General features: G+C 71.7%; 10 protein-coding genes. All 10 read left to right on the top strand.

Features of this window, described 5'->3' with window-relative positions; translation table 11 throughout:
* Positions 1-69 precede the first annotated feature (69 nt).
* The 10 genes from mraZ (at position 70) to ftsW (ending at position 11647) form a co-directional block, all read left to right on the top strand.
* Positions 70-501: a division/cell wall cluster transcriptional repressor MraZ gene (gene mraZ / locus ACIBG8_RS16820; RefSeq protein ID WP_397343627.1), complete on the top strand. Its 432-nt coding sequence runs from the start codon at positions 70-72 to the stop codon at positions 499-501.
* Between the two features lie 258 nt (positions 502-759).
* Positions 760-1692, top strand: coding sequence for a 16S rRNA (cytosine(1402)-N(4))-methyltransferase RsmH (rsmH, locus tag ACIBG8_RS16815; RefSeq protein ID WP_397343626.1), 933 nt, complete (start codon positions 760-762; stop codon positions 1690-1692).
* Positions 1676-2212: a hypothetical protein gene (locus ACIBG8_RS16810; RefSeq protein ID WP_397343625.1), complete on the top strand. Its 537-nt coding sequence runs from the start codon at positions 1676-1678 to the stop codon at positions 2210-2212. The genes rsmH and ACIBG8_RS16810 overlap by 17 nt, the downstream gene beginning before the upstream one ends.
* Before the next feature lie 287 nt (positions 2213-2499).
* The gene (locus ACIBG8_RS16805; protein ID WP_397343624.1) at positions 2500-2973 is read left to right on the top strand and encodes a hypothetical protein; all 474 of its coding nucleotides are present in this window, start codon (positions 2500-2502) and stop codon (positions 2971-2973) included.
* Complete coding sequence (locus ACIBG8_RS16800) at positions 2901-4703, top strand: peptidoglycan D,D-transpeptidase FtsI family protein (RefSeq protein WP_397343623.1); 1803 nt, start codon at positions 2901-2903, stop codon at positions 4701-4703. Before ACIBG8_RS16805 ends, ACIBG8_RS16800 begins: the two co-directional genes overlap by 73 nt.
* A gap of 67 nt (positions 4704-4770) precedes the next feature.
* On the top strand, positions 4771-6291 hold the full coding sequence (locus ACIBG8_RS16795) for a UDP-N-acetylmuramoyl-L-alanyl-D-glutamate--2,6-diaminopimelate ligase (protein WP_397343946.1): 1521 nt from the start codon (positions 4771-4773) through the stop codon (positions 6289-6291).
* The gene (murF, locus tag ACIBG8_RS16790) at positions 6288-7679 is read left to right on the top strand and encodes a UDP-N-acetylmuramoyl-tripeptide--D-alanyl-D-alanine ligase (RefSeq protein ID WP_397343622.1); all 1392 of its coding nucleotides are present in this window, start codon (positions 6288-6290) and stop codon (positions 7677-7679) included. The genes ACIBG8_RS16795 and murF overlap by 4 nt, the downstream gene beginning before the upstream one ends.
* Positions 7676-8731 (top strand): phospho-N-acetylmuramoyl-pentapeptide-transferase, encoded by a 1056-nt coding sequence (mraY, locus tag ACIBG8_RS16785; RefSeq protein ID WP_397343621.1) that lies wholly within the window; start codon positions 7676-7678, stop codon positions 8729-8731. The genes murF and mraY overlap by 4 nt, the downstream gene beginning before the upstream one ends.
* On the top strand, positions 8716-10101 hold the full coding sequence (gene murD, locus ACIBG8_RS16780; RefSeq protein ID WP_397343620.1) for a UDP-N-acetylmuramoyl-L-alanine--D-glutamate ligase: 1386 nt from the start codon (positions 8716-8718) through the stop codon (positions 10099-10101). Before mraY ends, murD begins: the two co-directional genes overlap by 16 nt.
* Before the next feature lie 301 nt (positions 10102-10402).
* Positions 10403-11647 carry a putative lipid II flippase FtsW gene (gene ftsW / locus ACIBG8_RS16775; RefSeq protein ID WP_397343945.1) on the top strand — a complete coding sequence of 415 codons (1245 nt, stop codon included), beginning with the start codon at positions 10403-10405 and terminating at the stop codon, positions 11645-11647.
* Positions 11648-11649: the final 2 nt, after the last annotated feature.

The raw sequence follows: 11649 nt of genomic DNA, 5'->3' as shown, positions 1-11649 counted from the left end.
ATGGTGGTGCGCAGTGGAGGGCAGGTGCACCAGCGCTGAGCGCTTCATGAGGCACGGGAGGTGGGGCCGATGTTCCTCGGCACCCATCAGCCGCGTCTTGACGACAAGGGACGGCTGTTCCTGCCGGCTAAGTACCGTGAGGAGCTGGCGGAGGGTCTTGTGATCACCAAAGGCCAGGAGCGATGCCTCTACGTGTTTCCCGTAGGGGAGTTCCAGCGCATAACCGAGGCTCTCAGCACCGCCCCGGTCACCGCCAAGGCGGTGCGCGACTACAGCCGTGTCTTCTTCGCCAGCGCATCGGACGAGACTCCGGACAAGCAGGGTCGCATCACGATTCCGCAGGCCCTTCGGCAATACGCCGGGCTGGAACGTGACTGCGTGGTCATCGGGGCCAACACCCGGCTGGAGATCTGGGACGCACAGGCCTGGGACACCTATCTGGCCGACCAGGAGCAGGCGTTCGCCGATCTGTCGGAGGAGGTGCTGCCAGGGGTTCTGTAGCCACGGTCGACGGGTCTGGCGACCCGTCACGCAGCCGGTGATGTCGTTCGGCGAGGTCTCCACCCGCAACCACTCACCAGCCAGCTGATGCACCTTCCCCGGTGTCAGATGGCGGGTGTCCACGAAGAGGGTGCGGATGGGGACCTGGCCGGACGGCACCGGGTGGGGGCCCAGACAAGGGACAATTCACCGGCAGACATTCCGCGAGATGAGAGGGGGGATTCAGGCATGCACGCAGAAGCGGGTCACGTTCCCGTGATGCTCGACCGTGTCCTCGAGCTCCTCGCGCCCGCGCTGGACGGGCCCGCGCCCGTGGTCGTCGACGCCAACCTTGGCCTCGGCGGTCACTCTGAGGCGCTGCTGGCCGCGCATCCGGCGCTCCACCTGATCGGGATCGACCGCGACCCGTTCGCGATCGACTTCTCCACGCGCAGGCTCGCCCCGTACGCCGACCGTGTCACGCTGGTCCACGCGGCCTCCGACGACATGACCGACGTGCTCGCGCGGGCCGGGCGGCCGACGGTCGACGGCGTGCTGTTCGACCTGGGCGTTTCCTCGCCGCAGCTCGACGACGGCGAGCGGGGTTTCGCCTATTCCTACGACGCGCCTCTCGACATGCGCATGGATACGGATCAAGAGCTCACAGCGGAGCAGGTGGTCAATACCTACTCGACTGGGGATCTAATCCGCATCCTTCGTGATTACGGAGAGGAACGGTTCGCGCCGCGTGTCGCGCGCCTAATTGCCCAGGAAAGGGCCAAGGAGGCCATAACGTCGACTAAGCGGCTTGCTGACATCGTGCGTGATGCGATTCCAGCCGCTACTCGGCGTACCGGGGGCAACCCCGCCAAGAGGACTTTCCAAGCGCTGCGCATCGAGGTCAACGCGGAGCTGGCCGCCCTGGAAGGGGCGCTGCCCGCGGCGCTCGACGCGCTCGCGCTCGGTGGGCGAGTCGTCGTGCTCTCCTACCACTCCCTGGAGGACCGGCTGACCAAGCAGGCCCTCACGGCGAGAACCAGGGACACCAGCCCGCCTGGGCTGCCCGTTCCACTGGCGGCGCATCAGCCGCGGTTCCGCCTTTTGACGAGGGGGGCCGAGCTCCCCAGCGAAGAAGAGGTGGCGCGCAATCCGCGCGCGGCCTCGGCCCGATGCAGGGCGGCAGAGAGGATCCGTGTTGACGACGAGGACTGAGCAGGAGATCAGGCGGGGTGCACCCGCCAGGGGCGCCGCGCCGACGACCGCGCCCACAGCCGGTCGGCGCGCGCCCAGCGTGCCGCCCCAGGCGAGCGGTTCCACGCGCACGGCCGCACCTGGGCGCCCCGCGCCCGCCGCGCGCCCGGCTCCTGCCGCCCGCACCCGCCCTTCCGCCGGTACGGCGGCGCGTCCCGCTGCCGCGCGTCCCGTGGGGCGTGGTCCCGGTGGGCGCAAGCAGCGCGCGCCGTTCGTGCTGCTCGTCGTCGGGCTGCTCTGCGGTGGCCTGGTGAGCCTGCTCCTGCTCAACACCGTGCTGGCGCAGGGCTCGATCCAGGAGACGACGCTGCGCGGCGAGATCGACCGCGCCAAGATGGCGACGGCCGAGGCCGAGCGGGCGAAGCTGCTGGGCGGCCAGCCGGACGCGGTCGCCGACGCGGCGGAGAAGCAGGGCATGCACCTGGACAACACGCTCACCCCGCTGCGCGGGACGGTCGAGAAGGCTGTCCCGGTCCGTTGATCGCTGACAAGAACCAGGTGGGCACGGGCCGGTGAGGGATTCGAGCGGCCGGGGCCAGGGCCCCGGCCGCGGCACTGGCGGCGCCGGCTCTCAGGGAGGGCCAGGCGCCGCTCGTCGTCCGCCGCAGGGACAGGGCGGCGGCCCAGGGCGCACCCGTCCTGCCCGCCCGGAGGGCCGCCAGGACCCGGACCCCTTCGACATGCCCTGGCTCCACGACGCCCCCGACGACCCCGACCCCACGGTCGACGCGCCGCGCCCAGGAAAGCCCCTGGGAGACACCCCACCGCGTGGCCGGACCTCGTCGGACCCGCGTGGACGCGGGCGAGCCGACGACCGGGCTGACACGGAGGAACGCGGCGACGAGCGTGGGCACCCGGCCGCAGGGTCGCGTCCCCGTGCGGGCGCTGACGAGGGCGGACGCCCCGCCTCGAACGCGCGACCTCGCGCGGGCGGCGACCCTCGGGGTCGTGCGGGTGCGGAGGATCGTGGCCGCGCGGGAGCCGAGGATCGTGGCCGCGCGGGCACGGATGGGCGTGCCACCTCTGGCCCACGTGCGCGTGCGGGCGCAGACCCTGGCCCGCGTGCGCGGGCGGGTGCTGACCCGCGTGCGCGGGCGGGCGCTGACCCGCGGGCTCGGACGGGGTCCGAGCAGCGGAGCCGTACCGAAGGGGTGCCGCGCCCCCGTGGCGTGCGCACTGACAGCGCGCCGCCGTTCAGGGGACCGAGACGCCCGCCGCCGCGTCCGCCCAGGCCGCCGCTGATCCTCAGGCTCGGCAACCCGCGCAGGCGCATCAACCTGGGCCTCATCGGCATGACCTTCATCCTGTCGATCTTCGCGGGCCGCCTCGTCCAGATGCAGGGCCTCGACTCCAAGGTCTACGAGGCTGCAGCCGCTGACCAGCGCGTCCGCACCGAGGACATCCCCGCGGAACGCGGCGAGATCACCGACGTCAACGGCCACCCGCTGGCCGCCACCGTCGAGGCGCGAGAGATCGCCATCGACCCGTCGAAGGTCCCGCCGGAGAAGCGGGCCAAGGTCGCGGCCACCCTCGCCCAGATGCTGGGCAAGCCGGAGGCCGAGATCAACGCCAAGCTCGCCAAGACCACCACCCGCTACCAGCTCGTCGCCAGGGACGTCGACCCGCTCGTCGCCGACGCCCTCCTGAAGAAGGAGCTCCCGGCGGTCACGACGAAGAAGCAGTACAGGCGGATCTACCCGGCAGGCGACCTGGCGGGCAGCCTCATCGGCTTCGTCGGCGACGACGGCACCGGCCTCGGCGGCATGGAGCAGACCCAGAACAAGCACCTGGCCGGCCAGGACGGCGAGCAGCGCGTCGAGATCGGCCGCGACGGCCAGCGCATCCCGATGACCCGCAGCCAGCGCACCGCGCCCGTCGAGGGCCGCGACGTCCGGCTGACCATCGACCGCGACATCCAGTGGGCGGCCCAGCGCGCCGTGGCCGAGCAGGTGAAGGCCACCGGCGCGCAGAGCGGCACGGTCATCGTCATGGACGTCAAGACCGGCCAGCTCCTCGCCATGGCCAACGCGCCCGAGCTCGACCTCAACAACTGGCGCAAGGCCCCGCAGAGCCTCTACATCAACAGGGCGGCTGCCGACGTCTTCGAGCCGGGCAGCACCAACAAGGTCATCACCGCCGCCGCGGCGCTGGAGGCGGGCGTGGCGCGGCCAGAGACCGTGTTCCGCGTGCCGTACAGCATCAGGTGCGCCGACCGGGTGCTGAAGGACGCGCACCAGCACCCCACGGAGAACATGACGTTCCTGGAGGCGGTGGCCAAGTCGAGCAACGTCGCCACGATCATGGCGGCGCGCAAGGTCGGCGACCAGAAGCTGTTCGACATGATGAAGGCGTTCGGCTTCGGCGCCAAGCCCGGCGGGGGAGTGCCGGGCGAGGAGGCCGGGCTGCTGCCCGACTACAAGAGCTGGTCGGGCAGCCAGCGCTGCACGGTCGCCTACGGGCAGGGCGTGTCGGTGACCGCGCTGCAGATGGCCAGCGTCTACCAGACGATCGCCAACGGCGGCGTCAGGATCGAGCCGCAGATCATCGCCGGGACGACAGATGGAAACGGCAGGTTCGTCCCCTCTCCTGCCGGTAAGCAGACCAGAGTGGTCAGCGACAGGACGGCCAGGGAGATCACCACGATGCTGGAGGGCGCCGTGAGCGTCGAGGGCACCGGAAATCTCGCCGCCATTCCGGGATACCGGGTGGCGGGCAAGACGGGCACGGCCAACCGCTACGACCAGCAGCTCGGCCGCTACAACGGATACACCGCCTCGTTCGTCGGGTTCGCTCCCGCCGACGCGCCGCGCCTGGTGGTGCTCTCCGTGCTGCAGAATCCCACCAAGGGCCATTTCGGCGGTCAGATCGCGGCCCCCGTCTTCAAGGACGTCATGACGTTCGCCATCAAGAGTAAGAAAATCCCTCCTACAGGCTCGACCGTGCCTCCGGTGCGGATCCGCGCCGGAGAGTGACCAGGAAAGGTACGCTCTCGCCGTGCGTCCCCCGTCGTCTGTTCCGATTGTCGCCGAGTCCGCGACGATGCGGCCCAAGTCCAGCCCGCCGCGTCCGCTGACCGGGCTGGCAACCATGCTCGACGCCCCTTCGGGCACGTCGAGATCACCTCATGCCGCGCTGACGGGGGTCACCATCGACTCCCGCCAGGTGCAACGCGGCGACCTTTATGTGGCGCTGCCGGGCAGTTCCTGTCACGGGGCCGACTTCGCCGCCCAGGCGATGGGCAACGGCGCCGTGGCCGTCCTGACCGATCCGGCCGGCCGCGCCGCGGCGGCGGCGACCGGCCTGCCGGTCCTGGTGGTGCCGGAGCCGCGCGCGCTGCTCGGGCAGATCGCCTCCTGGGTGTACGGCCAGCCGGCCCACGACATCTGCGTGCTCGGCGTCACCGGCACGAGCGGCAAGTCCACCACGACGTTCCTGCTGGAGGCGGGGCTGCGCGCCGCGGGTCACCGTACGGGACTGGTCGGCGGGGTGGAGATCCGCGCGGGAGAGCTGCGCTTCGAGCCCAAGCTGACCACCCCGGAGGCGTCCGACCTGCAGGGCCTGTTCGCGCTGATGCGCGAGCAGGGCGTCACGGCCGCGCCCATGGAGGTCTCCAGCCACGCGCTGGCGCTCAACAGGATCGACGGCATCTTCTACGACGTCGCCCTGTTCACCAACCTGTCGCAGGACCACCTCGACTTCCACAAGGACTTCGACGACTACTTCGCCACCAAGGCCAGGCTGTTCCAGCCCGAGCTGAGCCGCGCCGGCGTCACCAACTACGACGACCGCTACGGGCGCGAGCTGCTGACGCTGGCCAAGGTGCCGATGACGACCTTCTCGGCGACCGGCGACACCGAGGCCGACTGGCGCGCCGTCGACGTGCGGCTGGGCGCGGACGGCAGCACGTTCCGCGTGGTCGGCCCCGGCGGCGTCGAGGCCGACGCGCAGCTCGCGCTGCCCGGCCCGTTCAACGTCGCCAACGCGCTCGGCGCGATCGTGACCCTGGTCGAGGCCGGGGTGGCGCTGCAGGCCGCGGTGCACGGCGTCGGCACGCTGAAGGGCGTGCCCGGCCGCATGGAGCGGGTGACGTCAGCGGCGGAGGAGTTCCAGGCCGTCGTCGACTACTCGCACAAGCCAGGCGCCGTCGAGTCCGTGCTCACGTCCCTGCGTACGGTCACCACCGGCGTCCTGACGATCGTCCTGGGCTGCGGCGGCGACCGCGACAGCGGCAAGCGCCCCCTCATGGGCGAGGCGGCGGCCAGACTGGCAGATGTGGCGATTTTCACCAGCGACAACCCGCGCTCCGAGGACCCGCTGGCCATTCTTGCCGCCATGATGGACGGGGCGCTCCAGGTGCCCAGGGGCGAGCGGGCGCATGTGATCATTGAGCCCGACCGCGCGGCGGCGATCGACCTGGCGATCGCCAGGGCGGGCCGCGGAGACGTGGTGGTCGTCGCCGGCAAGGGCCACGAGCAGGGCCAGTACGTCTCAGGTGAGGTCATCCCCTTCGACGACCGTGAGGTGGTCGCCGAAGCGATCCATAGGAAGGTTCATCCATGATCCCGTTGCCGCTGGCCAGGATCGCCGAGATCACGTCGGGAGCGCTGTCCGGCTCCGCCGACCCCCGCGCCGTGGTGCGCGGACCGGTCGTGATCGACTCGCGGGCCGTCGAACCGGGATCCCTGTTCGTCGCGATCAAGGGCGCGCGCGCCGACGGCCACGACTTCGCGGCGCAGGCCGTCAAGGCGGGCGCCGTGGCCGTGCTGGGCACCAGGCCCACCGAGGCGCCCACGGTGATCGTCCCGGACGTGCTCGGCGCGCTGGCCGACCTGGCCACGGCCGTCGCGGGCACGCTCACCGGCACGACCGTGATCGGCGTGACCGGCTCCGCGGGCAAGACGACCACCAAGGACCTGCTGGCCGGGCTGACCGGCCGGGTAGGGCCCACGGTCGCGCCCGTCGGGTCGCAGAACAACGAGATCGGCCACCCGCTGACCGTGCTCAAGGCCGACGCGGACACCCGGTTCCTGGTGCTGGAGTTCGGCGCGCGCGACGCGGGGCACATCGCCGACCTCACCCGCATCGCCAGGCCGTCCATCGGGATGGTCCTCAACGTCGGCACCGCGCACCTGGGCGTGTTCGGCGGCAAGGAGGCCATCGCCAAGGCCAAGGGCGAGCTGGTCGAGAGCCTGCCGTCCGACGGCGTGGCGATTCTCAATGCCGACGACCCCCTGGTCAGCGAGATGGCCACGCGCACCTCCGCCAGGGTCACCTTCTTCGGCAGGTCGCCGGCCGCGCACGTGCGCGCCGAGGACGTGCGGCTGGACGAGCGCGGGCGGGCGGCCTTCACGCTGCGCACCCCGTCCGGCTCCGCCCCCGTCTCCCTCCTGCTGTACGGCGAGCACGCCGTCTCCAACGCGCTCGCCGCCGCGGCCGCGGCCTACGAGCTAGGCCTGCCGGTCGCCACGATCGCCGCCGAGCTGTCGGCTGCCGAGCCGCGCAGCCGCTGGCGCATGGAGGTCGCCGACCGCCCCGACGGCGTCACGGTGATCAACGACGCCTACAACGCCAACCCCGACTCGATGCGCGCGGCCTTCGCCTCGCTCGCCGTGCTCGGCCAGGGCAGGCGCCGCTTCGCGGTGATCGCCGCGCTGCGCGAGCTCGGCGAGGAGAGCGCGGCGCTCAACCACGACCTGGGCCGTCTGGCCGGGAGCGCGGGGCTCGACGGGCTGGTCGTCGCCGGGCCGGACGCCGAGCCGGTGCTCTCTGGAGCCATGGAGGCGGGGCCGCCGGGCGCGCGCATCGTGCACGTCGCGGACGCCGAGGCGGCGGCTGCGGAGCTGGCGGGCTGGCTGCGCCCCGGTGACACCGTACTCGTGAAGGGTCCCAGGGCGATGGAGCTGCAGCGGGCCGCCGAGCTGCTGCTGGCCGGGGGTGCCAGGCAGTGACCAACATCATCATCGCCGGAGCCGTGGGTCTGGTCCTGTCCATGCTCGGCACCCCCCTGGCCATCCGGCTGTTCAGCCGGCTGGGCGTCGGCCAGGAGGTACGCGAGGACGGCGTGCAGGCGCACCTCGGCAAGCGCGGCACCCCCACCATGGGCGGCACCGTGTTCGTGCTGGCGGCGCTGCTGGCCTACGCGGCCTCGCACCTGGCCATGCTGGAGGCGCCCACCTACTCCGGCGGGCTCGTGCTCTTCCTCATGACCGGGCTCGGCGCCGTCGGCTTCCTCGACGACTTCATCAAGATCTACAAGCGGCGCAGCCTGGGCCTGCGCAGCGGCGCCAAGGCGCTGGGCCAGCTCGTCGTGGGCGCGATCTTCGCCGTCCTGGTGACGCGCTCGCCCAACGTCTACGGGATCACCCCGGCCGAGACGCGGCTGTCGTTCCTGCGTGACTTCGGCCCGTCGATCGGCATCGTCGGGTTCACCATCTGGGTCCTCGTCATGATCGTCGGGTTCTCCAACGCCGTGAACCTCACCGACGGCCTCGACGGCCTGGCCTCCGGCGCGACCGGCGTGGTGCTCGGCGCCTACGTGCTCATCGGCAACTGGCAGCTGCGCAACAACTGCATCGACCAGCTCGGGCCGAGCTGCTACTGGGTGCGCGACCCGCTCGACCTGGCGGTGGTCGCCGCGGCCGTGCTGGGCGCGCTGATCGGGTTCCTGTGGTGGAACGCGCCCCCAGCCAAGATCTTCATGGGTGACACCGGGTCGCTGGCGCTGGGCGGCGTCCTGGCCGGGCTGGCCATCGCCACCCGCACCCAGCTGCTGCTCATCATCCTGGCCGGGCTCTGCGTGATCATCACGATGTCGGTGATCATCCAGGTCGGCTTCTTCAAGATGACCGGCAAACGGGTGTTCCGCATGGCGCCGCTGCAGCACCACTTCGAGCTGAAAGGCTGGGCGGAGACCACGATCGTGGTCCGCTTCTGGCTGATCGCCGGGTTGTGCGCCGCCGCCGGGCTCGGCCTGTTCTACGTCGAATGGATGCCCAAGTGACCTTGGTCTGCGTGGCCGGGCTCGGTGTCTCCGGTACGGCTGCCGCCCGCGCGCTGGCCGCGCGCGGCCAGCGGGTCGTGGTGGTCGAGAGTTTCGCCGGTGAACGACAGCTCGTCGCGGCCGCCGCGCTGGAGGAGCTCGGGGTCGAGGTGCGCTTCGGGCCCATGGAGCTGCCCGGCGGGGTGACCCGGCTGGTCACCACCGGATGGGCGCCCCACCACCCGCTCATCGCCGCGGCGCTCGCCGCAGGGGTGGAGGTCGTGGGGGAGGTGGAGCTGGCCTGGCAGCTGGGTGCGGGGGACGTCCCGTGGCTGGCGCTGACCGGCACCAACGGCAAGACGACCGTGGTGCGGATGCTCACCGCGATGCTCCTGGCCGCCGGGCGCAAGGCGCTGGCGGTGGGGAACGTGGGCGTGCCGGTGGTGGAGGCGGTCGGCGGGCCGTACGACGTGCTGGCGGTGGAGCTGTCGAGCTTCCAGCTGCACTGGTCGTCGTCGCTGGCGCCGCACGCGGCGGCGATACTCAACGTCGCGCCGGACCACCTCGACTGGCACGGCTCGCTCGACGCCTACGCCGCGGCCAAGGCCAAGATCTTCGAGCGCGCGGGGACCGTGGTCTACAACGCGGACGACCCGATCGCGACCCGGCTGGCCGCGCCGTACGCCGGTGCCAAGGGGTTCACCCTGCGGGTGCCCAGGGTCGGCGAGCTCGGGGTCGTCGAGGACCTGCTGGTCGACCGGGCCTTCGTGGACGACCCCGTGCACGGGGTGGAGGAGCTGGCGACGCTGGAGGACGTGCGGCCGTTCGCGCCGCACAACGTCGCCAACGCGCTGGCGGCTGCGGCCCTGGCGCGCTCGCTCGGGGTGCCCGCCTCGGCGGTTCGCCAGGGTTTGCGGGACTTCGTCCCCGACCCGCACCGGCTGGCGTTCGTGGACCGGGTGGACGACGTCGACTACGTGGACGACTCCAAGGCCACCAACCCGCACGCGGCGGCGGCCGCGCTGTCCTCCTACCCGTCGATCGTGTGGGTGGCGGGCGGGCAGCTCAAGGGCGCGTCCGTGGACGACCTCGTACGGCAGGCGGCCCCAAGGCTGCGCGGCGCCGTGCTCATCGGGGTGGATCGTGGGGTGATCGCCGAAGCGCTGGCGCGACACGCGCCGAATGTCCCCGTGGTGGACATCGCTTCGCAAGACACTGGGGTGATGGACGCTGTCGTCAGCGAGGCCCGCGGGCTCGCCACCCCCGGAGACACCGTGCTGCTCGCCCCGGCGGGGGCGTCGCTGGACATGTTCGCGAACTACCCGGCGCGGGGGGAGGCCTTCGCGCTCGCCGTACGGACCATGAAGGACCGTCGGGGGACCCCCTCGTGAACACCCCGCCTCACGGCCAGAGAGACGGCAGAACCCCCACCCCCTTCGGAGCCACCCCCCTAGGGATGGTGCCCCCTCATGGGGGGATCCTCTGTGAGGAGGCGCCCCCGGCAGGGGCGGCGACGGGCCGGGGGGTGACGGCCCTTCTCGGGGTCCGACCCACTCTTGGGGTGTCGGTCCCTTCAGAGGTGACCGCTGCACGCGGGGTCTCTCCCCGTGGGGTTCGCTGGTCTGAGGGTGGTTCGTGGTGAGCGCCACCACGCAGGAGCGCAGGCCCGCGCAGGAGAGCCCCACCGGCTGGATGCGCGAGCAGATGACGGCGCTCAGGGAGCTGCTCGACAAGCCCCTCACCACCTACTACCTGATCATCGGCTGCAGCGCCCTCCTGCTGGCCCTGGGGCTGATGATGGTGCTCAGCGCCTCCAGCATCGAGGCGCTGCAGAAGACCGGCTCGCCGTTCTCCTGGTTCATCAAGCAGTCCCTGTCCGCCGCCGTCGGCGTCCCGCTGATGTGGCTGTGCTCCAGGCTGCCCGCCAAGTTCTTCCGCTGGGCCGGTTACCCGCTCATGGCGGTCTCCATCCTGGCGCTGGTCATGGTGCTGTTCATCGGCGCCGAGGAGCTCGGCGCGCAGCGGTGGATCTACATCGGCAGCTTCACCGTCCAGCCCTCCGAGCCAGCCAAGCTCGCCCTCGCCCTCTGGGGCGCCGACCTGCTGGCCCGCAGGGCGCGGATGGGGCGTATCGAGTGGCGGCAACTGCTGCTGCCGCTCATGCCCGGCCTCGCCGTACTCGCCGTCCTCGTCATGATCGGCCGCGACCTCGGCACCACGATCGTGCTGTTCATGGTCTTCCTGGCCCTGCTGTGGGTGGTGGGGGCGCCGGTGAAGCTGTTCGGCGGCATCCTGGCCCTGGCCGCGCTGGCGGCGATCATCATGATCAGGGTGGAACCGTACCGGCTGCAGCGCATGACCTGCTTCCTCGACCCCTGGGCCGCCGCGCAGGACTGCGGCTACCAGGCCGTGCAGGGGCAGATCGCGATGGGCTCCGGCGGGTGGTTCGGCATCGGGCTCGGCGCCAGCAGGCAGAAGTGGAACTGGCTGCCGCACGGCGAGAGCGACTTCATCTTCTCCATCCTGGGCGAGGAACTCGGCCTGATGGGCACGCTGGCCGTGGTCGTCCTGTTCGGCCTGCTCGGCTACGCCGGGCTGCGGGTCGCGATGCGCGTCAACGACGCCTTCATCAGGCTCGCCTCCGCCGCCATCGTGGCCTGGATCGCCGGTCAGGCCATCGTCAACATGGGCGCCGTCATCGGCGTTCTGCCCATCACCGGCATTCCGCTCCCGCTCGTCTCCTACGGCGGATCCGCCCTGCTGCCGACCCTCGCCGCCCTCGGGATGCTGCTGTCGTTCGCCAAACGCGAGCCTGGCGCGCGCGAGGCTCTGGCCGCTCGTGGCCCCGGACCGGCCGTCAGGGCTCTAAGCTGGCTGGGCCTGGGGGGTATGGCCCGCACGCGAGGCGCGGGCCGGGGGAGCAGAGACAAACGCTGAGA

Source organism: Nonomuraea sp. NPDC050556 (assembly GCF_044457355.1).
In the GTDB taxonomy this organism is placed as follows: domain Bacteria; phylum Actinomycetota; class Actinomycetes; order Streptosporangiales; family Streptosporangiaceae; genus Nonomuraea.
The sequence above is the reverse complement of the archived record's forward strand: the minus strand, read 5'-3'. Positions and strand labels throughout refer to the sequence as shown.

Coding starts and splice junctions, on each gene's coding strand:
- mraZ (WP_397343627.1), top strand. CDS start 70: ATGTTCCTCGGCACCCATCAGCCGCGTCTTGACGACAAGGGACGGCTG.
- rsmH (WP_397343626.1), top strand. CDS start 760: ATGCTCGACCGTGTCCTCGAGCTCCTCGCGCCCGCGCTGGACGGGCCC.
- ACIBG8_RS16795 (WP_397343946.1), top strand. CDS start 4,771: ATGCGGCCCAAGTCCAGCCCGCCGCGTCCGCTGACCGGGCTGGCAACC.
- murF (WP_397343622.1), top strand. CDS start 6,288: ATGATCCCGTTGCCGCTGGCCAGGATCGCCGAGATCACGTCGGGAGCG.
- murD (WP_397343620.1), top strand. CDS start 8,716: ATGGATGCCCAAGTGACCTTGGTCTGCGTGGCCGGGCTCGGTGTCTCC.
- ftsW (WP_397343945.1), top strand. CDS start 10,403: ATGCGCGAGCAGATGACGGCGCTCAGGGAGCTGCTCGACAAGCCCCTC.